Here is a 20,970-nt window from a genome sequence, read left to right on the forward strand (position 1 = left end):
ATGACCACGCAACTGCCGTGGCTTGCCGGCGATGACCCATTTCCAGCGCCAAGCACTGCTCTGGACTATCCCGATGGCCTGCTTGCGGCGGGAGGCGATGTCTCCCCTACTCGCCTGCAAGCTGCCTATCGAGCCGGTATTTTCCCGTGGTCATCGGCCGGTGAGCCTCTACTGTGGTGGTCTCCTGATCCGCGCTGCGTTATCGACCCAGCAACATTTATCCCCAGCAAAAGTTTAGTAAAAACCCGCCGCCAAGCAAGCTGGCGCTTTAGCTGCAATCAGGCCTTCGCTGAAGTCATTGTCGCCTGTGCTGCTCCTCGCCCTTATGCCGACGACACCTGGATCACAGCTGAAATTCAGGCCGGCTATGTCGCACTGCACAAGTTAGGTTGGGCACAAAGCATTGAGGTTTGGCGAGATGGTGCGCTAGTCGGCGGCCTCTATGGCGTCACTGTTGGCGGCATATTTTGCGGTGAGTCGATGTTTAGCCACTGTCGCGATGCCTCAAAGCTGGCATTTTGGGCCTTAATGACCTTGTCTCAGGCGTGGCAGGTGGAATGGGTAGACTGTCAGCTAGAAAATGACCATTTGCTTAGTCTTGGTGCGACCATCATGTCTCGAAACGATTACTTAGCATTGTTAGCTCAACAACCTGAAACACCTACGCTGCCGTGGTCACAGGCGCATAGCGCGCTAGCGGCAGCCGGCTTCATTGTGGCGGAGACTTTATGAGTAGCGGCGGCAATATCACTTTCTTCACTACGGCCGCTCATGCCTGTAGCTACTTAGACGATCGCCAAGCCGTCACGCTATTTGCTGACCCTGAAGCCGATATGACCGCGCCAATCTACAGCCAGCTCTCCGACCTTGGCTTTCGCCGCAGCGGCAACTATGTATACAGACCTCAATGCCAAGGTTGTAGCGCCTGTATTTCGGTGCGCATACCGGTGGCAGACTTTCATCCACGACGCGAGCAACGCCGCTGCTGGCAGCGCAACCAAGACATCACGGTGGCACCTGTGCCAGTACAGTGGTCAGAAGAGCACTACGCCCTCTATGCGCGCTACATCAGTGCACGCCATCGCGAAGGCGACATGTATCCGCCTAGCCCGCGCCAATACCGCGAATTTCTAACCAGCGATTGGTCAGATACCGAGCTCGTTGAGTTTCGTCTCAATGGCCAACTGCTTATCGTTGCCGTGACCGATAGCCTAGAAAATGGCTTATCGGCGGTCTACACTTTTTACGATCCAGAAATAAATACCCGCAGCCTTGGCACTTTTGCTATTTTATGGCAGATAGAAGCCTGTCGTGCCAAAGGTCTACGCTCGCTATATTTGGGCTATTGGGTGCGACAAGCCCAGCGTATGCGCTACAAAACTCAGTTCCGTCCATTAGAACTGCTAATTGAAAACGAATGGTTGCTAGCGCGATGAGGTTTTTTCGGGCACAATGCGCGCGTTTTCGAAGCGTCTGAAATTTTACTCAGCGCCCTACATTCCATAGCCCATGAGGCCTTTGCTGCATGTCGAAAGAAGAGCAATTAGAATTTGATGGCGTGGTTATCGATACCCTGCCAAACACCATGTTCCGCGTCGAACTTGAGAATGGCCACGTTGTTACTGCCCATATCTCGGGCAAAATGCGTAAGCATTACATCCGTATTTTGACTGGCGATCAGGTCAAGGTTGAGATGACGCCTTATGATTTAAGTAAAGGCCGAATCACCTACCGCGTTCGTTAGAAACCCGCAAAGTAGCGCCACATTTTCTGTCTTTGAAAAAGTAGCGCTCATAAAAAAGGTCGGCTTATGCCGACCTTTTTTATGTTCAGGTGTTTGAGATTACTCCCAAATCACCTGCTCACGGCGCGCAACCCAACCATCGGCTTGCGGCAAGTAGCTATCTTCAATGATATTGCGTTTGATTTTCATCGTAGGCGTTAAGTAACCATTCTCGATGGTCCACTGATCCTTCACTACCACGACATAATCTAGTCGCTCATGATCTTCTAACGTCGCATTAACAGACTTCAATAAATCCTTGAAATCATTCGTTAATGTGTCACGTGAAAGTTCGCCGTTCTCGATTTCTTTCAAGGCGTCTAAGGACAGCATAAATAGTGCGAATGGCTGTGGCTGTGTTGGACCAGTAACGCAAATTACCTCAACCTTCTGATGCACATTAAGCTTTTGCTCAATTGGCACTGGCGCAACGTATTTGCCTTTAGATGTTTTAAACAGCTCTTTGACACGGCCAGTAATTTTCAAGCGGCCTTCTTTATCTAACTCACCACGGTCACCTGTTTTAAGGAAGCCGTCATCAGTCATGTCTTCAGCGGTTTTATCCGGCGCTTTGTAATAGCCCATCATCTGGCCAGGGCTTTTTACAAGCACTTCGCCATTGTCGCCAATGCGCTGTTCAACACCAGGGTTGGCGTGACCAACATAGCCAATACGGACTTCGCCAGGACGTGAGCCATGCGAGTAACCGAAGTTTTCCGACATACCATAAACGTCAAGTAGTTCGAGGCCAAGGTTGTGATACCAGTTCATGATATTTGGTGGCAGAGGCGCTGAAGCAGTGATAGCAATACGCACTTTGTCGAGGCCTAGCTGCTTAAGAATCTTGCCTTTCACCAAGCGATTAAGGAATGGGATATTGAACAAAATTCGTTGCTTGGATGGTGGCAACTTCTCATTGATAGCGAGATAGAACTTGGTCCAGAGGCGCGGCACTGAGAAGAAAATTGTTGGTTGCGCACGCTGTAAGTCGCGTTGGAAGGTTTCTAGGCCGTCGGCGAAGAAAACACGATAGCCAAAATATAGCGAGGCGGTTTCAACTACGGCGCGCTCAGCCACGTGAGCCAATGGTAAGTACGACAACATGCGCTCATCACGCGTGACTTTATAAGTATCACGCAGGGCATTAGCCACCGAGCACATGGTGCCAAAGCTATGCATGACACCTTTAGGACGGCCAGTAGAGCCTGATGTGTAGACAATCGTCGCCATGGCATCAACATGCGGTAGCGTGATGTCTTCATCGCTGATCGGCGCTGTATTGGCGATAATGTCGTTATATTGCGGCACATCCATGCGTGGCGATAGCGGCAAGCTCAGCATAGGCAAGCTGGGCAGGTGCGGCTCGATGTCTTTCCAACCATCGGCAATGCCATCCATTTTGCCTAAAATAATGGCCTTACAATCAGAATGATCGAGGATATAAGCGGCAGATTCGCCATTTAATGTCGGATATAAAGGCACGGTGACATGGCCGGCCATCCAAATGGCAACGTCGGCAACAATCCAGTGAGCGCTGTTACGACCGAGCAGGCCAACAGAGGCGCCCTCACCCAAATTCAATGATTTTATATGTGATGCTAAGCGGCGAGCTTGATCGGCAGCTTGACCCCAAGTGATGTCATATGACGAGCCATCGGCATTAGGCTGAGTCAGATAAGGGGCATTGGGAGTAGTCTCAGCCCAATGCAGTAAGCAATGCACTAGTGTTGAGCGAGAAGCGTAGCGGCTCATAAATTATCCTTCTTACGATTTCTATTGTTATGTGGGCTGCATCAGTGGTCTTTTATACCAGATTTACAGCTTAAGGCGAGGCCGATGGGCTATTTCCCTACTCATTGCTCGCGAATATGCTGACGATAGCGGCCAGGCGCCATGCCATGTGCGCGTTTAAAGGCTTGGCCAAACGCAGTCTCTGATGCGTAGCCAATCATGTCGGCTATCCGGCAAACAGGCTGATCGCTATGGCGAAGCTGCCAAGCCGCCAAACGCATGCGGTGTTCATTGAGATAGCGTTGTGGCGGCTTGCCCATGGTGCGCTGAAAACGATCGGCAAAAGCTGAGCGCGATAAATGTGCTAACTCGGCCATTTTCGGCACGGTCCATTCTTGCTCAGGCTTGCGATGCACGGCGCTCAACACGGTAGCCAAGGCAGGATCTTTCAACGCGCGCAACCAGCTACTGTCATCTGTCGAAATTTTGTCGATATACACTCGCAAGCACTGCATAAACCAAATATCGCCTAGACGATTCAAGATGCTTTGCTGGCCTGGGCGCGACTCGCTAATTTCTTGCTGAAGAAACAAGATGCCGATGCGCAGCCATTCCGGCGGCTCCTGGCCTTGGCCGGCCACTAGAAATGCTGAAGGCAGCGCCGACATTAGCGGCTGACCAAGATCAGTGTCGTAATGACTGCCGGCAATAAGCACAATCGCCGAAATATTGCCCTCACCCAAAGCATAAGGTTGATGGCGACGTTCACTGAGGGCATAGCTAATGTTTTCAGGCGCTTGAGGCGACAGTGAGGCATCTGACAAGGTATGAGCTAAACCACTTGGCAAAACGAATAGGTCTCCGGCGCGCAGCTGATAGGTTTGCTGGTGAGTATGTAAATGCACTTCACCAAATAGCACCGCATGAAAGACAGCTCGCCCTGGCAATGCAACCTGAGCCGACCAATTAGCGTGGCCATGAACGAAGACATACCCAGCGCCCTTAAGGTGCAAATCATCGAAAACCACACTTAAAAAGTCTTCCATAGCGTCTTAGTCGGCGTTTTGAGATAGATATCCGGTGAATTAAGCCTGCCATAAACCGTTACATTGCACAATGATATGTTCACAAGGCCGGCAGAGCCTGATAGCAGCGCCTAGCGCTAGGAGAACACTCATGACCACGACTACTGCTGATACCGCATGGACTGATGGCAAACGCTATCTTTGGCTACTCAGCCCTATGCTGCCCGTATTGGGCTTATTGATTTTACTGGCCTATGAGCTCACTGGCATCCAAGCCTTTTTATGGGGCGGCCCTTTGCTGGTTTACGGCGTCATTCCTGCGCTAGATCGTTTAATTGGTACTGATACGAATAATCCACCAGAGTCCATGGTGAACCAGCTAGAGTCCGACAGCTATTATCGTTTCATTGTGTATGCCTATATTCCATCGCAATTTATTGTCACGGTTTGGGGCGCAGTCATTGCTGTCACTGGCGATCTGTCGGTGTTTGGTTATATTGGTGTTGTGCTATCCGTTGGTGCGATTAATGGTATCGCCATTAATACTGCTCATGAGCTTTCACACAAACGCGATGAGTTTGGCCGCTGGATGGCTAAATTGACGTTAGCGCCTGTTGCCTATGGCCATTTTTACGCTGAGCACGTGCGTGGTCATCACAAAAATGTTGCGACTCCAGATGATCCTGCCAGCTCACGCATGGGCGAGACATTTTGGGCATTTTTACCACGCACAATGATTGGTAGCGTGCGCTCAGCATGGAAAATTGAAGGCGAACGCCTGAATCGCCAGGATAAATCGGTGTGGAGTTTGAGCAACGATAACCTGCAGGCCTGGGCCTTAACCGTTGTCTTCTTTGCTGCCGTTACCGCTGTTTTAGGCTGGTATGCACTGCCCTTCTTGCTGCTGCAAGCCTTCTACGGTGCCGCATTGTTGGAAGTGATTAACTACATCGAGCATTACGGCCTACTGCGTCAAAAAGGAGCTGATGGTCGCTTTGAGCGTTGCAAGCCCGAGCACTCATGGAATAGCAACCACATTGTCACCAACTTGTTTTTGTACCAGCTGCAGCGCCACAGCGATCATCATGCGCACCCAACGCGCAGCTTTCAGGCCTTACGTCACTTTGAGGAAAGCCCACAGCTTCCTTCGGGCTATGCCTCAATGCTGATCCCTGCTTACATTCCTTTCCTCTGGTTCCGCCAAATGGACCCATTGGTGGCCAAGCATTACAAAGGTGATTTGACCCGCGCCAATATTCAGCCGGGCAAGCGTGAGCAGATTTTACGCTCGGAGCTTAATCGCGTTCAGGAGCAACACATTGCCGATGGCGCAGCAGAGAGCGCAACCTTAGCGCCGGTAACGCCTGTTGCGAATGCGATGTGCTACCGCTGTAGCGATTGTGGCTACACCTATGATGAGCACGAAGGCTGTCCGAAAGAAGGCTTTCCAGCTGGCACAGCATGGGCGAGCATTCCAGATAATTGGGCTTGCCCAGATTGTGCGGTACGTGAAAAGGCAGACTTTGTGCCGGTGGCATAAACTGGTGCTAATAAAAAAGCCGCTGTCATAGCGGCTTTTTTATGGATGAAATATTCGTTAAGTCAGTCTCAGAGCCCTAAAGCTCGCAGGTCCAACTGGCCATTGCGCATCCCAGGGCACCAAACATAGGCCCCATTAACTGGTTTAGTGAAAGCAAATAAGCCATCAATAATGCCGTCATGAGCACCGCTCATTCGTGTAAGTAAAACTTCAAACGCCTCTAACGAATGGCCAAAAGCCGTGAACACCAATCCTGCGCGGTTACCAGCAGACCAGGGCATAGAGCGGCGCAAAACGTGTGCCTCGGGCGTGGGAGCTTCTTGTTCCGTGCGCTTTACATGCGCGCTTTCTGGCGCCTCATCAAACTCTTCATTACTAATGCGGTGGCGGCCAAACGTATTGTCCTGCTCGGCATCTGTCATGGCATCGAAGGTTTTAAAGTCGTGTAGCCATTGCTGCACGGCTAAATAGCTACTGCCAACTAATGCATCTGCAGCAGGTGCAGTAACGCTAGCAACAGCAATCGCCTCCTCGCCCTCTGGATTTTCAGTGCCATCTTCATAGCCGGTTAAGTCGCGACCATTGTCGTAGCAGAATGACTCTATGCTTTGCATGCGCGTAAAGCATGGCGTGAGCATATCGACCCAATGCCGTTCTTGATGCAAGAGCTCACCACGCGATGGCCCGCGCAGCCACAGCCAGAGCGCGATGGGCTGGCAAGGAATATCGACCAAACTGCCATCTATACGAGGGCCTGCCGTTAAGCCTGGTATGTGCTGGCCTAAGGCCTCAACTACCGTCAAGCCAATACCGACAACTGCGCGCTCGCCATCAGCATGCGCCTGTACTGCTCTTAGTGTGGTTTCCAGCGAGATGCTATCGGCTAATTGAAAACTAATGAATCGCGCGTTTTCAGGGACTGGCGCTAAAATGCCTGCTTGCATCTGGTTCATAACACATCCTTAAATAAGCTCCGCTCTACCATAAATCATACGGTAGAAATGGCCATAAAAAAGCCGCCATCTGCAGAACAAATGGCGGCTTTTTGAGCAACTTAAAACTTAAGCATTGGCAGCTTTTAACTCTAAGCGGCGACGATGTAGCACTGGCTCAGTGTAGCCATTGGGCTGCGCACAACCCTCAAACACCAGCTCAGCAGCAGCTTGGAAAGCGACGCTGTTGGCGAAGTCTGGTGCCATTGCTGTGTACAGTGGATCACCAGCATTTTGCTGGTCGACCACGGCGGCCATGCGCTCCATTGCTTCAGTTACCTGAGCTTTAGTGCAAACGCCGTGACGAAGCCAGTTAGCCACGTGCTGACTGGAGATGCGCAGCGTGGCGCGATCTTCCATCAATCCCACGTTGTTGATATCTGGCACTTTCGAGCAACCCACACCAAGGTCAATCCAACGCACCACATAACCCAAGATGCCTTGGCAGTTGTTATCCAGTTCGTTTTTGATTTCTTCAACCGACCAGTTCGGTGTGTGAGTCACTGGATAGGTCAAAATGTCATCAAGCTTGGCGTGTGCGCGTGACTTCAGCTGCTCTTGCACGTCTTGCACTAATACCTGGTGGTAATGCGTGGCGTGCAGCGTAGCGCCTGTTGGCGATGGCACCCAAGCAGTGTTAGCGCCAGCTTTTGGGTGCGCAATTTTTTGCTCCAGCATGTCTTTCATCAAGTCTGGCATTGCCCACATGCCCTTACCGATTTGCGCTTTGCCTTGCAGACCGCATTTCAGGCCAACATCAACGTTCCAGTTTTCGTAAGCGCTGATCCATGGCAGTTTTTTCATGTCAGCTTTACGCACCATGGCGCCAGCTTCCATAGAAGTGTGCATTTCATCGCCGGTACGGTCTAAGAAGCCGGTGTTGATGAAGATCACACGCTCTTTAGCGGCACGGATGCACTCTTTCAAGTTCACTGTAGTGCGGCGCTCCTCATCCATGATGCCCATTTTCATGGTGTTGCGTGCCAAGCCCAAAGCATCTTCTACGCGAGCAAAGATTTCGCTGGCGAAAGCCACTTCTTCAGGGCCGTGCATTTTTGGTTTCACGATATACATCGAGCCAGTACGCGAGTTGCTAACGCGATTTTTCTTTTGCAGATCGTGCATGGCGGCCAAGGTAGTCACCATGGCATCCATGATGCCTTCTGGCACTTCTTCGCCTTTGTAGCGAACGGCTGGGTTGGTCATCAGATGGCCAACGTTACGCACTAGCAGCAGAGCGCGGCCGTGCAGCGTGAGTTCGCCACCAGATGGTGTGGTGAAGCTGCGGTCGCTATTGAGCGTACGCGTTAGAGTTTTGCCACCCTTTTGGAATGACTCAGCCAAGTCACCTTTCATCAGGCCTAACCAGTTGCTGTAAACCTCAACTTTGTCTTCGGCATCAACGGCTGCAACTGAATCTTCGCAGTCTTGAATAGCGGTGATGGCCGACTCTAAGTTCACATCTTTAACGCCAGCAGCATCGGTTTTGCCAATGGCACTGTTGCGATCGAATTGAATTTCCGCATGCAGGTTATTGTTTTTCAACAAGACACTTGTAGGGTCAGCAGCATCACCAGTATAACCAACGAATTTTTCTGGCTGAGCTAGCGCTACTGTTTGGCCAGTGGCCAGAGTGATTTGCAACTGGCCATTAACGATGGCATAGGCAGTGCTATCTGCGTGCGAGCCCGATGCTAAAGGTGCTGCCTGATCTAAGAACTTACGGGCAAATGCGATGACTTTATTACCGCGTACGGGATTGTAGCCACCTGCGCGCACTGCACCATCTTCTTCTGAAATAGCGTCAGTACCATACAGCGCGTCATATAAAGAGCCCCAACGCGCATTGGCAGCATTCAAGGCATAACGGGCATTTTTCACCGGCACAACTAGTTGCGGGCCGGCAATATGGGCGATTTCATCGTCTACATTTGTTGGCGACACTTCGAAATCTGCACCTTCAGCAATCAAGTAGCCGATTTCAACGAGGAATGCCTTATACGCAGCAAACTCAGCTTTTGGGTTGGCTTGGTGCCATGCATCGATTTTCGCCTGGATATCATCGCGCTTTGCCAGCAAGGCCTTATTTTTAGGTATCAAATCGGCCATAACTTGCTCGAATTGCTGCCAAAAATGCTCAGGGCTTATGCCTGTGCCGGGAGCTACCTCGTTATTCACCAAGTCAAAAAGCGATTTGGCGATATCAAGTTCGCCGTGCTGGACGCGTTGTTCAGTCATATCCGTTTGCCTCAAAGTGCTGTGATCAAGGGGATGTTCGTGCGGGGCGCATAGTTTAACCAAAACTTAAGCTTTGGTCATTCCCGAATACGCCGAATCCGCGCATTGCGCCGCGCTAGGCCGCTCTCTTCCTCTGCGCTTTTTTCTTGTTCGGCGATTTGTCTGGCGACAAAAGTGATGAGCTGACGCAGCCAGCGGTGCGCAGGGCTATGGTGCAGCAAAGGCCCCCAAGCCATCTTTAGCTCAAAGGCTGGAATGTGGAATGGCGGCTCTTTAATCACTAATTGCGGATGGTCTTGCTGCAATTTAGCGATTCGTGTTGGCAGCGTCGCCACTAAGTCGGCCTTGTGCGCAACCAAGGCTGGCATTTGGTAATGGCGCGTAAAAATCGTGATGCGACGACGCTGACCTAGGCGCTCCAAAGCGGCATCAATCTGCCCCAAGTGACCACGATCGGGGTTTACGCCAAAGCCAATGCCCATGCCCGTTTTCGACACCCAAATATGCTGAGAGTCGAGATAGTTCTTCAAATTAAAGCGCAAAGCCGCTGGGTTATTACGGTTGAGCAAGCAGGAAAAGCTATCTGTCCATAAGGTGATTTGATGGAACGATTGTGGCATTTCATTGAAGCGGTTAATCGCTAAGTCGACCTTGCCCTGCTCAATATCCTGCACGCTAACATCAGATGGTGTGAGAAAATCCAACACCACATCGGGCGCCTCAGAGCGCAGCGCCTTAACTAAAGCAGGGACAAGCGTTGCTTCAGCATAATCGCTAGACATGATGCGAAACACACGGCGCGATGTCAGCGGCTTAAACTCTTGCCGAGGTTCTAAGATGTCGGTGATTTGCGACAAGGCTTGGCGAATCAACGGAGCCAGCTCAAGCGCTCGCTCTGTCGGCGTCATGCCTTGGCTACTGCGAATGAGCAAAGGATCATTGAAAAGGTCGCGTAAGCGCTTAAGGCCATTCGACAATGCTGGCTGCGTAATGCCTAACTGGCCTGCTGCGCGCGTGACACTTTGCTCGCGAAGCAAGACATCTAGATAGACTAATAAGTTGAGATCAATGCGCTCAAGATTCATGGCGTGAATACCGACTATAAAAACTATAAACTTTGAAAATTATGCCATGAACCCCTACACTGCGCCCACTGTTAATAGCACCTTTAAACATTATATGGGCGCATTGACATCCACCCCTCGTGACAGGAAAACGCCATGACTACGTACACCTCTGCGATTGACGCTGTTCGCGCCGTGAAGGCCAAATTTGGCACCCCATGGAGCGCTATTAGCCCAGAAGATGCGGCTCGCATGCAAATGCAAAACCGTTTCAGAACTGGTTTAGATATTGCCAAGTACACTGCCGGCATTATGCGCCGCGACATGGCTGAATACGACGCCGACACCAGCAAATACACACAATCGCTGGGTTGCTGGCACGGTTTTGTTGCCCAACAAAAAATGATCGCCAACAAAAAATACTTCGGCACTACAGAGAAAAAATACCTGTACCTGTCGGGTTGGATGGTTGCCGCCCTTCGTTCAGAGTTTGGTCCACTGCCTGACCAATCAATGCACGAAAAAACTTCAGTTCCAGCGTTGATCGAAGAGCTGTACACCTTCTTGCGTCAAGCCGATGCTAAAGAAATGAACGACCTCTTCCGCAGCTTGAAAAAAGCCCAAGAAGCTGGCGATACAGCTAAAGCTAAAGATCTCGAAGATCAAATCAACAACTACGAAACTCACGTTGTGCCGGTGATTGCCGACATCGATGCCGGCTTCGGCAACGATGAAGCAACTTACTTGCTGACCAAGAAAATGATTGAAGCTGGTGCTTGCGCCATCCAAATCGAAAACCAAGTGTCCGACGCTAAACAGTGCGGTCACCAAGCCGGTAAAGTAACCGTGCCACACGAAGATTTCATCGCGAAAATCAACGCTGTGCGTTACGCGTTCCTAGAGCTCGGCGTCGAAGAAGGCATCATTGTTGCCCGTACCGACTCCGAAGGCGCTGACTTGACACAAAAAATCCCTGTCTCGAACAAGAAAGGTGATTTGGCGTCGCAGTACATCAGCTACTTGGCCACACAAGAAATCGACATCTCTGAAGCTCAAGATGACGAAATCCTAATCAAACGCGATGGCAAGTTACACCGCCCAACACGCTTGGCTTCTGGCCTGTACCAGTTCCGCGAAGGCACACAGATTGACCGTGTTGTGCTCGACTGCATTACATCACTGCAAAACGGTGCTGACTTGCTCTGGATCGAAACGCCAACACCAAACGTGAAAGAAATTGCACACATGGTTAACCGCGTTAAAGAAGTCGTGCCAAACGCTAAGCTGGTTTACAACAACAGCCCATCGTTCAACTGGACATTGAACTTCCGTCAACAAGCCTACGATCGCTTTGTTGCCGAAGGCAAAGACGTATCAGCTTATGACCGCGCTAAACTGATGAGTGTTGATTACGACGCAACTGAGTTGGCAAAAGATGCTGATGAAAAAATCCGTACCTTCCAAGCCGATTCGGCTCGCGAAGCTGGCATTTTCCATCACCTGATCACTCTGCCTACTTACCACACCACTGCTCTGCACATGCATGAATTGTCCAAAGGCTACTTTGGCGACCAAGGCATGTTGGCTTATGTGGCTGGCGTGCAACGTAAAGAGATCCGCGAAGGTGTCGCTTGCGTTAAGCACCAAGCCATGGCCGGTTCGGACATTGGCGATGATCACAAAGAGATCTTCGCTGGCGAACAAGCTCTAAAAGCTGGTGATGACAGCAAAAACACGATGAACCAGTTCTCTGCGTAATCGTTGTTGATTTGAGAAAAGCCCTGCACTTCGGTGCGGGGCTTTTTTTTGAGCTATATACGCTTAACAATCAAACCTAAGTACTTGAGACTACAGAATTTCTGTCAAATTATTGACGAATGTGAAACAACGCTTGCTTAACAAGCATCGTCTATGGAAAACTACTCAAATAATAAAAAATAAGAGGTTTTTCATGCCCGTGCTCCATCCTGCCCTCCCCCTGCGTGCGCTGTCTCTCTCAATTTTCGCATTAGCTCTTTCAGCTGGAGCTCAAGCCGGCGGTCTCGACCTGCCCACTATTACAGCTGCCCATCAAGGCACTGCAAACGCTAACGGCGCAGAAGCTAGCGACCCCTCAGTTATCTATTACAACCCTGCCGGGCTCGCTCGTTTAAAAGGTGGACTGCAGGTTTCACAGGGTGCCTCCTTATTATTTCTGCGCGGCAAAGCTGAAGCTAATTTAGCTGAAACTAGGCATGGTGCTGGTCCTGATCAACCATCTGGCGGAGGCAACTCTGTAGCTGATGATAATCCAAGCCCAGCAGGTTCTTTTTGGCCAAAAATCTTAGCCGCTGGTGGTTTATTTGCCTCGCTGCCAATTAACGATACGATCACCGCAGGTATTGGTATATTTGCACCTGGTGGCGGCAATTTAAACTATAAGTCTGACTGGGCTGGTAAATATCAAATCGATAGCATTGCTATTGAGCTCATTAACATTAATCCATCTATCGGCATTCGCTTTGATGATATGCATAGTTTAGGTTTTGGTGTCAGCGTTATTGGTGGCCATATTCGTCAAAAAAGTGCAATCGATGTGCCAGGTGTATCACCTTATCTTCTGAAAAGTGGCTTTGATAGCGGCACACTCGATCTACTAGGCCTACCTACAGGCGGTGCAGTAGCAGGCATATACTCTACGGCCTGCCAAAGAGACACTCTAGTAAATCAGCTACTAGGAGGAGTTTTAGATACTGCCTGCAACACAGTTCTCTCTACTTTGGGAGGGCAGTTAACAGCACCAGGATCATCAGGTAGTGCACAAGTAGAAATGTATGGCTATGGTCTTGGCTACAATATGGGCTATATGTTTGCACCAAATGATCGCACTCGCTTTGGTATTGCCTATAGATCTGAGAGTACAGTTAAGCTGCGTGGTGATATTGAATGGGATCTTGCCAATATCAAAGGCTCTGCAGTCTATGACGTTCTACTAGATAATGGCGTTTTGGGAGATGAAAATCTCGAAGATTATTTAATAAATAATCTTCGACCTGATACAACGGCCAAAGGCGACTTAATTATTCCAGCAAGAACTTCGGTTAATATATTCCATCGCCTAACCGATAAAATAGATTTAATGGCTGACTACACATTTATTGAAACCTCTGCCGTTGATAAAATTAGAGTTGAGTTTTTAGACCAAACTGACTCCAATGGGAATCCTATTAAACAAGGTAATGCTGGTATCGACACCAACTGGAGAGACTCGTTTAAAGTTTCCGTCGGTGGCAACTATCATTGGAATGATCAATTGACGCTGCGCACTGGCTTCCAGTTTGATAAAACTCCGATACCCTCTGCTGAGTTTCGTCACCCGGGTGCTCCAGATAGCGACCGCTACATGTATGCCATTGGTGCCAACTATAAAGTTAATCGCAATCTCAGCATTGATGCTGCATACAGCGTGACCTTCTTAGAAGATTCATTGTCAAACTACACTGAACGCTGCCGCACTATCACACGCGACGATGAAGATGGTATGTACGACCCTAATGGCGAATCTTGTACCGCTAACGGCGGCAAGTACCAAGGTCGTTTCTTTGACACATCAATTCAAGTGTTAAGCGTGCAAATGAATCAAAAGTTCTAATAAAAATGCATTGAATAAAAATAGCCGGCTATAAAGCCGGCTATTTTTATTAAGAAATTTATTTAATCAATCAGTTAAGGAAACCATGCTATGACAAGGTCACATTAACAACAGATAATAAACCCTCTCTCGACATCGGCCTTTTCATCACTACGCGCTTATCTTCGAGACTCTCAAAATCAAACAACTCGCGGTCGCCAAGTTGCGATGGTGCAATGTTCTGAGTTGCTGTAAACATGCTATCTAATCGACCCGGATATTTTTTATCCCAATCTCTCAACATCCCATTAATCATGGCGCGCTGAAGATTATCTTGTGAACCACAAAGATTACACGGAATAATAGGAAACTCCTTCAGACGAGAGAACTTAGCAATATCCTTCTCTTTGCAATACGCTAACGGACGAATTAAAATATTCTTACCATCATCTGATAGTAATTTTGGCGGCATAGCTTTTAATCGGCCAGCATGAAACATATTCAATAATAGTGTCGCCATAATGTCATCGCGATGATGACCAAGAGCCACTTTAGTCGCACCAATCTCTTGCGCAAAACTATATAAGTTTCCTCGACGCAAGCGGCTACAAATAGCACAGTAAGTCTGCCCTTCCGGTGTCAGCTCTTTAACGATGCTATAAGTGTCTTTCTCTAAAATGAAAAATGGTACGCCACGCTCAGTTAAATAACGCGGCAAAACATCTTCCGGAAAATCTGGCTGCTTCTGGTCAAGATTAACTGCGACGATTTCAAACTTAATTGGTGCACTAAGCTGAAGACTCAGCAGCATCTCCAGCATGGTATAGCTATCTTTACCACCAGACAGGCAAACCATGATTTTGTCGCCATCCTGAATCATATTGTAATCAGCGATGGCCTGGCCTGTGAGTCGGCGTAGGCGCTTTTGCAGCTTATTAAAATCAGTGCGCGACTTGGTTTCATCGGGCTTTATTGCTTGCGTAGTACCAGCGGTTGGTATCGACATATCAGAGCCTAGGCAATCGGTTAATGGCGCGCATTTTCTCGAATGCCGATGGCTATGTAAACATCACCCAAACATAGGTGGCCCCTAATTTACGCAAAAAGAGGCTACCCCTTGCTGTTTAAAAACGCTGGTTAAGCTGTATGCCTGCCGAGTGCACATAAGTATCTTTGAACACGCCACGGAATGTGCCGCCATTACCTGTGCACTGCGTAGTCGACGTAGCGCCGTTGGCTGGTGCCTGTGAAATCAGATAGCCAGACGGGTGACAGTCGTCAGTATAGTTAGCAGCGGCATCCTCAATCACGATATAGCTATACGCTAAGTCGATATCCATGCCTTTGCGTGGCGAGATATTGGCACCTAAAGAATAGACATAGCGATTGTTGTCCGGCAATGCGGAGTGACGGCCTTCAGGGTCCGGAACTGGCGTTTGCTCATAGCCCACACCCGTGCGCAGCATTAGCACGTCATTGACTCGATAATTAACGCCAATAGCGCCTTTAAATGTGTCGCGAAAGCGCGTGCTTACCACCACATCGCCTTGTTGGATTGTGCCATTCGGGCCTTGGCGATCCTCAGCAACTACTCGCAACTCTTGAATACGGCTAGTGCGCGTCCATGTCAATGAGCCCATTAATGCTAAGCGGTCACTGGCCTGATGAAATAAAGCTGCACCAACAGACTCAGGTGTAATGATTTTTATCTCAGCTTTTGAGTCTGGGCGGACATAGTTTTCAACATAGTCGCGCAGCTCTATGCGTCGCGTAAGTGAGCCCAATAGACCCAATATATTGCCATCACTAACACCCGTGATATCTGGAATTTGACCGGAAACATCACTGAAGTCCCAATCATAGTCAGCCTTAATGGTTTGACGAATATGCGACCGATAAGTCAAACCAAAACGTGTGCGATCGTCGTTAAAGCGATACATATAGCCAGCATTCCAACCAAAGCCATAGCCAATGCCTTCAACGGTAAGTGCTCCCTCGCCTTTGGCATCAGAAACCAATGGCCCAGCCAATAAGTTGGCAACGCCTGTACAAGCTGCGGCTGTAATACCTCCGACAAGTGGAAGCCCGCTTGGGCTACATAGCAAGCTTGCACCCGTTTGGATCGTGCTTTTACTAATGCCGTAAGCGGCCTCTTCCACATCAGCGCCGGCACGCAATTTCATGTGCATGATTTGCGCGGACAAACCAAAACCCAAACTATGTTTGTCGTCAAAGCGAATAGACATCGATGGATTGATATTGATCGTCTCAATCGTGCCTTCATCTTGAAACATGCGACCTACCCAGCTCGACTTATAATTCACGTTAGCCCCATACGGAACAAAAACACCGAGACCTAATGTGATGGTGTCGTTATAGGGAGTAACGGCGTAAAACTGGCCTGCAGGGATAGCTTGCGGATGATAGCTGCCGCCATTGCCACCGGTTTGCAGCTCGGTGCCAGAGCCATTGTTAAGGCGTTTCGTGCCATTATTTTCAAATTGACCGCGAACAGACAGCACCTGCCCAGCTTGCGAGACCATGGTGGTTTTCAGGCGCGCCATCCCGGCTGGATTGAAGAATACCGTTGAAGCATCGTTAGCTTCAGCGGCATTGGCTTGCGCGCTACCCATGGCGCTAGTCGATTGCCATGGGTATTCGAGACCGGCTGCGTGTGCATTTAAAGAGAAGCTAGCTATAACGAAAGTAATAGCGGATTGGCGAACAATAAGGCGATGCATTGAACACTCGATAATCTGAGGCTGAGGTTAAGTGCTGACAAATGTCAGAACTTGCTAGTCACCAGATCATATCGACCATTCGTCGCTTATTAAGGCGCTATTGTCAGACAAGAATTCTAATTGGTCAAAAGCTATACAAAAATCTTAAATTAGCTCGGCGCAGATCGCAGCGAGTGCCGCGCTGGGCATTTTCGCCTGTGTGATTGGCCGGCCAATCACTAAGTAGCTAGAGCCTGCAGCCATGGCCTGAGCGGGCGTCATGATTCGGCGCTGATCATCGCTGGGATGGTCCGCTGGACGAATGCCGGGCGTCACTAAGACAAAGTCTTTGCCAAAGCGCGCGCGTAGCATTGAGGCCTCATGTGCCGAGCATACAACGCCATCGAGGCCACAGTTTGACGTGAGGTCTGCTAACGCAATGACTTGGCTTTCTGGGCTTTGTGTAATGCCTACTTCTAGCAAGTCCGGTGCTTCCATGCTGGTAAGCACGGTGACCGCGGTCAGCAAAGTGCTGTAATTGCCTTTAGCTAAGCGCTCGCTAGCCGCAGTCATCATGCGACGACCACCACTCGCGTGAAGGTTAACCATCCATACGCCGAGATCAGCAGCAGCAGCAACCGCAGAAGCGGCTGTATTGGGGATGTCGTGAAACTTAAGGTCTAAAAAAACTTCAAAGCCGCGCTGATGTAGCTCACGTACGAGATTTGGCCCGGCATAGGTAAATAGCTCTTTGCCAACTTTCAAACGCGCCTTTGATGGATCTATATCGTCGGCAAATGCTAAGGCTTGCTCAGCGGAAGTAAAATCTAAGGCAACAACAATCGGTGAACGCTTAACACTGCTAGTAATTGACATAAAACGCTCGATTAATACACAGGTGGTGGCGCGGGTGGCTCGTGGCTACGCGCAGTCAATGCGTGTTGACGTGCAGTTTCGCGCTCCAGCTCTAATGCTTCGGCATCAGCGGCCTGAGTCGCTTCTTGCGCTCTCGCCTGCTCAGCCTCACGTGCTTTACGCCAGATGCTTAGGCGAGCTCTAAAGCTGCCAGCGATGAAGCCAACAATGGCGCCAACGGTTAGCGACATGAAAATAACAAAGCCAGCATTCACCGGGCCGGTATTGGTAAACAACAGGTTTAGGCTGACAGAATCGTTATTAACGATGACCATCCAAAACCCAGTAAATAGAAATATGAGCATGAAAGCCCAGAAGATAGCTTTTTTAATGGCACTCATGATTGATTACCCTCAATGGCCGTGTGACTAGCACTTTCATCGACGCGGTCACGCAATGCTTTGCCGGGCTTAAAGTGCGGCGAGCTTTTTGCCTGCAAAGAGACAGACTCACCAGTCTTTGGGTTACGACCTATGCGAGGTGCGCGATGATGCAAGCAGAAGCTGCCAAAGCCGCGTATTTCAATGCGCTCATTAGTCGCCAGCGTTTCTGAAAGCTGCTCGACCATGGTCTTCACGGCAAGCTCCACATCTTTGCCTGTGAGCAGCGTTTGCCGAGCACTTAGGCGCTCGATTATGTCTGATCTGGTCAATGTCATTGTGGCTCTCTCATTAGTGCAAAATATTGAAAAATCAACACACTGATTCTAAACATAAAAAAACGGGAGTAGTCACCTACTCCCGTTTATTTTTACCACAAATCGCTAAGATCAGTTACCCATTTGGGCCTTGATCAAGTCACCAATGGTCTTAGGACCAGCGGCATCTTCTGGCTGATCTTTCAGGTTATTGATAGCTTCGCGGTCATCAGCTTCGTCTTTGGCTTTCACCGACAGGCTGATTAAGCGGGTTTTACGATCGATGCTAATGATTTTAGCTTCAACAGTATCGCCAACAGTCAGATGCTTAGTGGCATCTTCAACGCGATCGCGGCTCAGTTCAGAAGCGCGCAAGCTGCCTTCCACACCGTCCATGACTTCGATTGTTGCGCCTTTAGCGTCAACCGACTTCACGGTGCCTTTGATGATGGCGCCTTTGTCGAACTGGTTCACGAAATCACCAAATGGATCGCGCTCTAATTGCTTGATGCCTAAAGAGATACGCTCACGCTCTGGGTCAACCGACAAGATAGTGGCTTCGATTGGGTCGCCCTTCTTGTAGTTACGAACAGCTTCTTCGCCTGGCTCATTCCACGAAATATCGGAGAGGTGAACCAAACCATCGATGCCGCCGTCGAGGCCGATGAAGATACCGAAGTCAGTGATCGACTTGATGTTACCGGCAACTTTCTCGCCCTTCTCATGTTGACGCGCAAAGGCATCCCATGGATTTTCGCGGCACTGCTTGATACCCAAGGAGATGCGACGACGAACTTCGTCGATGTCCAAGACCATAACTTCCACTTCGTCGCCGATTTGTACGACTTTCGATGGGTGGATGTTTTTGTTGGTCCAATCCATTTCCGAAACGTGCACGAGGCCTTCCACGCCTTCTTCGATTTCAGCAAAGCAGCCGTAATCGGTAAGGTTGGTGATTTTGGCTTGGACGCGTGTACCTTCAGGGTAACGGCCCATCAATGCTAACCATGGATCTTCGCCCAGCTGTTTCAGACCCAAGGACACACGATTGCGCTCGCGGTCAAATTTCAGCACTTTCACGGTCAGCTCAGTGCCCACTTCAACGATTTCGCTTGGATGCTTGATGCGCTTCCAGGCCATATCGGTAATGTGCAACAGACCATCGATGCCGCCGAGGTCGACGAATGCGCCGTAGTCGGTCAAGTTTTTCACGATGCCTTTAACCACTTGGCCTTCTTGTAGATTGGCCAGTAGTTGTTCGCGTTCTGCGGAGCTTTCAGCTTCCATCACAGCGCGGCGTGACACCACAACGTTGTTGCGTTTAGCGTCAAGCTTGATGAGTTTGAACTCAAGCTCGCGGCCTTCTAAGTGTGCTGTGTCGCGGATTGGGCGAATATCGACCAATGAACCAGGCAAGAACGCACGAATAGAGCCGATATCGACGGTGAAGCCGCCTTTAACCTTGCCAGACATGATGCCTTTGACGATTTCGCTGGCTTCGAAGATTTTTTCTAAGCGAATCCAGGTTTCGGCGCGTTTAGCTTTTTCGCGTGACAGCAGGGTGTAGCCCATGCCGTTGTCGAGTGCATCGACAACAACGTCTACTTCATCTCCTACAGCGACTTCTAGCTCGCGGCGATCATTCAAAAACTCTTCACGGGCAATGACGCCCTCGGATTTCAAGCCAGTGTCGACCGTTACCCAATCACTATCGATGGCAACAACGGTACCTTTGATTAGAGCACCACGCTCTACATCTAGGGAAACTAAGCTTTCTTCAAACAGGGCGGCAAATGAATCAGTCATGTAATCCTTCCAGTGCCAGGGTGGCACTTATATTCAGCCGACGGACCAGCTCCGACGGGTTTATGGGGGTAAGAATTGGCAGCAACCATACTGGTAGTCGTCACTTGCCAATCCGCCAACAGCATAGGCATCAGGCGATGGCTATGCGCTAGTACTTTAAGTAGCAGCCTTAAGCCACTGCTTTTAAATCAAAAATTTTGCCAGCGCAGGCGCTTTTTTGGCCTCATCAAATACACGCTGAACGACTGCATCTATGCCTAAATCAGTGCTATCTAACACTAAGGCACCATCGGCCGGCTTAAGCGGCGCGATGCTACGTTCCGTATCCCGTGTATCACGGGCGCGGATGTCGTCTATTAGGGCGGCGAGGCTAGCACCAAAGCCCTTTTCAAGCAACTGCTTGTAGCGCCGCTCGGCGCGCGCCTCGGCTGAGGCCGTAAGGAAAATTTTAAGATCGGCATTGGGAAATACCACAGTGCCCATGTCGCGGCCATCGGCCACTAAGCCAGGTGCTTCGCGAAATGCTTGCTGGCGTGCCAATAAGGCATTACGTACTTTTGGCAAAACGGCGACTTGCGAGGCGACTCGACCAGCCTCCTCTGTGCGAATTTCACGGCTAACATCTTCGCCTTCGAGCAAAATGACAGCCTCACCCTGTGCATCAACAGTGAACTGCACATCTAAATGAGCGGCTAAAACTTCCAGTGCGGCTTCATTCTCAATGGATACGGCATGGCGCTTAGCAGCTGCGCCCAATAGGCGATACAAAGCGCCGGAGTCGAGAACATGGAAACCTAGGCGCGAAGCGACACGGTGCGCAATAGTGCCTTTGCCTGAGCCACTAGGGCCGTCGATAGCAATCACAGGCACGTAAATTGGGACTGCTTGACGCTTAATTTCATCACTCAT

18 protein-coding genes and 1 pseudogene are annotated in these 20,970 nt (G+C 49.8%); 7 read left to right on the top strand and 12 right to left on the bottom strand.

What is annotated here, in order from left to right:
• The 3 genes from aat to infA all read left to right on the top strand — a co-directional run bounded on the left by aat (position 1) and on the right by infA (position 1,744).
• Positions 1-732 carry a leucyl/phenylalanyl-tRNA--protein transferase gene (gene aat / locus ACFQ0F_RS04105; RefSeq protein ID WP_379069405.1) on the top strand — a complete coding sequence of 244 codons (732 nt, stop codon included), beginning with the start codon at positions 1-3 and terminating at the stop codon, positions 730-732.
• On the top strand, positions 729-1,436 hold the full coding sequence (locus ACFQ0F_RS04110) for an arginyltransferase (RefSeq protein ID WP_340674692.1): 708 nt from the start codon (positions 729-731) through the stop codon (positions 1,434-1,436). Before aat ends, ACFQ0F_RS04110 begins: the two co-directional genes overlap by 4 nt.
• A gap of 89 nt (positions 1,437-1,525) precedes the next feature.
• Positions 1,526-1,744, top strand: coding sequence for a translation initiation factor IF-1 (infA, locus tag ACFQ0F_RS04115; RefSeq protein WP_340674693.1), 219 nt, complete (start codon positions 1,526-1,528; stop codon positions 1,742-1,744).
• 99 nt (positions 1,745-1,843) lie between these two features.
• Here the strand turns inward: infA and ACFQ0F_RS04120 are convergent, their stop codons facing one another.
• Both ACFQ0F_RS04120 and ACFQ0F_RS04125 read right to left on the bottom strand, forming a co-directional pair.
• The gene (locus ACFQ0F_RS04120; protein WP_340674694.1) at positions 1,844-3,535 is read right to left on the bottom strand and encodes an AMP-binding protein; all 1,692 of its coding nucleotides are present in this window, start codon (positions 3,533-3,535) and stop codon (positions 1,844-1,846) included.
• A 101-nt stretch (positions 3,536-3,636) separates the two neighbouring features.
• A complete protein-coding gene (locus tag ACFQ0F_RS04125; protein ID WP_379069410.1) occupies positions 3,637-4,560 on the bottom strand; it encodes an AraC family transcriptional regulator in 924 nt (307 codons plus the stop codon).
• A 100-nt stretch (positions 4,561-4,660) separates the two neighbouring features.
• Here ACFQ0F_RS04125 and ACFQ0F_RS04130 point away from each other — a divergent pair.
• Positions 4,661-5,827: pseudogene (locus ACFQ0F_RS04130) on the top strand (alkane 1-monooxygenase); the annotation flags it as partial.
• A 90-nt stretch (positions 5,828-5,917) separates the two neighbouring features.
• Entirely contained in the window at positions 5,918-6,079 is a 162-nt protein-coding gene (locus ACFQ0F_RS04135) for a rubredoxin (protein ID WP_379072097.1), read from the top strand.
• A gap of 68 nt (positions 6,080-6,147) precedes the next feature.
• Here ACFQ0F_RS04135 and ACFQ0F_RS04140 read toward each other — a convergent pair whose 3' ends face one another.
• The 3 genes from ACFQ0F_RS04140 to ACFQ0F_RS04150 form a co-directional block, all read right to left on the bottom strand.
• On the bottom strand, positions 6,148-7,032 hold the full coding sequence (locus ACFQ0F_RS04140; RefSeq protein WP_340674697.1) for a Dyp-type peroxidase: 885 nt from the start codon (positions 7,030-7,032) through the stop codon (positions 6,148-6,150).
• 108 nt (positions 7,033-7,140) lie between these two features.
• Positions 7,141-9,309 (bottom strand): malate synthase G, encoded by a 2,169-nt coding sequence (locus tag ACFQ0F_RS04145; RefSeq protein ID WP_379069413.1) that lies wholly within the window; start codon positions 9,307-9,309, stop codon positions 7,141-7,143.
• Positions 9,310-9,386: 77 nt separating this feature from the next.
• Positions 9,387-10,394, bottom strand: coding sequence for a LysR family transcriptional regulator (locus tag ACFQ0F_RS04150; RefSeq protein WP_340674699.1), 1,008 nt, complete (start codon positions 10,392-10,394; stop codon positions 9,387-9,389).
• Positions 10,395-10,529: 135 nt separating this feature from the next.
• Between ACFQ0F_RS04150 and ACFQ0F_RS04155 the strand changes: the two genes are divergently transcribed.
• Positions 10,530-12,131 (top strand): isocitrate lyase, encoded by a 1,602-nt coding sequence (locus ACFQ0F_RS04155; protein WP_379069416.1) that lies wholly within the window; start codon positions 10,530-10,532, stop codon positions 12,129-12,131.
• A 193-nt stretch (positions 12,132-12,324) separates the two neighbouring features.
• A complete protein-coding gene (locus ACFQ0F_RS04160; RefSeq protein ID WP_379069419.1) occupies positions 12,325-14,004 on the top strand; it encodes an OmpP1/FadL family transporter in 1,680 nt (559 codons plus the stop codon).
• An 88-nt stretch (positions 14,005-14,092) separates the two neighbouring features.
• Here ACFQ0F_RS04160 and ttcA read toward each other — a convergent pair whose 3' ends face one another.
• The 7 genes from ttcA to cmk all read right to left on the bottom strand — a co-directional run bounded on the left by ttcA (position 14,093) and on the right by cmk (position 20,970).
• Entirely contained in the window at positions 14,093-14,989 is an 897-nt protein-coding gene (ttcA, locus tag ACFQ0F_RS04165) for a tRNA 2-thiocytidine(32) synthetase TtcA (protein ID WP_379069422.1), read from the bottom strand.
• Positions 14,990-15,107: 118 nt separating this feature from the next.
• On the bottom strand, positions 15,108-16,724 hold the full coding sequence (locus ACFQ0F_RS04170; protein WP_379069425.1) for an OmpP1/FadL family transporter: 1,617 nt from the start codon (positions 16,722-16,724) through the stop codon (positions 15,108-15,110).
• Positions 16,725-16,868: 144 nt separating this feature from the next.
• Complete coding sequence (pyrF, locus tag ACFQ0F_RS04175; RefSeq protein WP_340674704.1) at positions 16,869-17,579, bottom strand: orotidine-5'-phosphate decarboxylase; 711 nt, start codon at positions 17,577-17,579, stop codon at positions 16,869-16,871.
• Between the two features lie 11 nt (positions 17,580-17,590).
• The gene (locus ACFQ0F_RS04180; protein ID WP_340674705.1) at positions 17,591-17,959 is read right to left on the bottom strand and encodes a lipopolysaccharide assembly protein LapA domain-containing protein; all 369 of its coding nucleotides are present in this window, start codon (positions 17,957-17,959) and stop codon (positions 17,591-17,593) included.
• Positions 17,956-18,276 (bottom strand): integration host factor subunit beta, encoded by a 321-nt coding sequence (ihfB, locus tag ACFQ0F_RS04185; RefSeq protein ID WP_181899050.1) that lies wholly within the window; start codon positions 18,274-18,276, stop codon positions 17,956-17,958. The genes ACFQ0F_RS04180 and ihfB overlap by 4 nt, the downstream gene beginning before the upstream one ends.
• Positions 18,277-18,387: 111 nt before the next feature.
• Positions 18,388-20,061, bottom strand: a complete 1,674-nt coding sequence (gene rpsA / locus ACFQ0F_RS04190; protein WP_340674707.1) for a 30S ribosomal protein S1 — start codon at positions 20,059-20,061, stop codon at positions 18,388-18,390.
• A gap of 183 nt (positions 20,062-20,244) precedes the next feature.
• Complete coding sequence (cmk, locus tag ACFQ0F_RS04195; protein WP_379069430.1) at positions 20,245-20,970, bottom strand: (d)CMP kinase; 726 nt, start codon at positions 20,968-20,970, stop codon at positions 20,245-20,247.

Origin of the sequence: Paraperlucidibaca wandonensis, from assembly GCF_042677145.1 — a bacterium.
Taxonomy (GTDB): domain Bacteria; phylum Pseudomonadota; class Gammaproteobacteria; order Pseudomonadales; family Moraxellaceae; genus Perlucidibaca; species Perlucidibaca wandonensis.

What these genes read in the sequence shown, in the direction of transcription:
- aat (WP_379069405.1), top strand. Translation starts at nt 1, where the DNA reads ATGACCACGCAACTGCCGTGGCTTGCCGGCGATGACCCATTTCCAGCG.
- ACFQ0F_RS04110 (WP_340674692.1), top strand. Translation starts at nt 729, where the DNA reads ATGAGTAGCGGCGGCAATATCACTTTCTTCACTACGGCCGCTCATGCC.
- infA (WP_340674693.1), top strand. Translation starts at nt 1,526, where the DNA reads ATGTCGAAAGAAGAGCAATTAGAATTTGATGGCGTGGTTATCGATACC.
- ACFQ0F_RS04120 (WP_340674694.1), bottom strand. Translation starts at nt 3,535, where the DNA reads ATGAGCCGCTACGCTTCTCGCTCAACACTAGTGCATTGCTTACTGCAT.
- ACFQ0F_RS04125 (WP_379069410.1), bottom strand. Translation starts at nt 4,560, where the DNA reads ATGGAAGACTTTTTAAGTGTGGTTTTCGATGATTTGCACCTTAAGGGC.
- ACFQ0F_RS04135 (WP_379072097.1), top strand. Translation starts at nt 5,918, where the DNA reads ATGTGCTACCGCTGTAGCGATTGTGGCTACACCTATGATGAGCACGAA.
- ACFQ0F_RS04140 (WP_340674697.1), bottom strand. Translation starts at nt 7,032, where the DNA reads ATGAACCAGATGCAAGCAGGCATTTTAGCGCCAGTCCCTGAAAACGCG.
- ACFQ0F_RS04145 (WP_379069413.1), bottom strand. Translation starts at nt 9,309, where the DNA reads ATGACTGAACAACGCGTCCAGCACGGCGAACTTGATATCGCCAAATCG.
- ACFQ0F_RS04150 (WP_340674699.1), bottom strand. Translation starts at nt 10,394, where the DNA reads ATGAATCTTGAGCGCATTGATCTCAACTTATTAGTCTATCTAGATGTC.
- ACFQ0F_RS04155 (WP_379069416.1), top strand. Translation starts at nt 10,530, where the DNA reads ATGACTACGTACACCTCTGCGATTGACGCTGTTCGCGCCGTGAAGGCC.
- ACFQ0F_RS04160 (WP_379069419.1), top strand. Translation starts at nt 12,325, where the DNA reads ATGCCCGTGCTCCATCCTGCCCTCCCCCTGCGTGCGCTGTCTCTCTCA.
- ttcA (WP_379069422.1), bottom strand. Translation starts at nt 14,989, where the DNA reads ATGTCGATACCAACCGCTGGTACTACGCAAGCAATAAAGCCCGATGAA.
- ACFQ0F_RS04170 (WP_379069425.1), bottom strand. Translation starts at nt 16,724, where the DNA reads ATGCATCGCCTTATTGTTCGCCAATCCGCTATTACTTTCGTTATAGCT.
- pyrF (WP_340674704.1), bottom strand. Translation starts at nt 17,579, where the DNA reads ATGTCAATTACTAGCAGTGTTAAGCGTTCACCGATTGTTGTTGCCTTA.
- ACFQ0F_RS04180 (WP_340674705.1), bottom strand. Translation starts at nt 17,959, where the DNA reads ATGAGTGCCATTAAAAAAGCTATCTTCTGGGCTTTCATGCTCATATTT.
- ihfB (WP_181899050.1), bottom strand. Translation starts at nt 18,276, where the DNA reads ATGACATTGACCAGATCAGACATAATCGAGCGCCTAAGTGCTCGGCAA.
- rpsA (WP_340674707.1), bottom strand. Translation starts at nt 20,061, where the DNA reads ATGACTGATTCATTTGCCGCCCTGTTTGAAGAAAGCTTAGTTTCCCTA.
- cmk (WP_379069430.1), bottom strand. Translation starts at nt 20,970, where the DNA reads ATGAGTGATGAAATTAAGCGTCAAGCAGTCCCAATTTACGTGCCTGTG.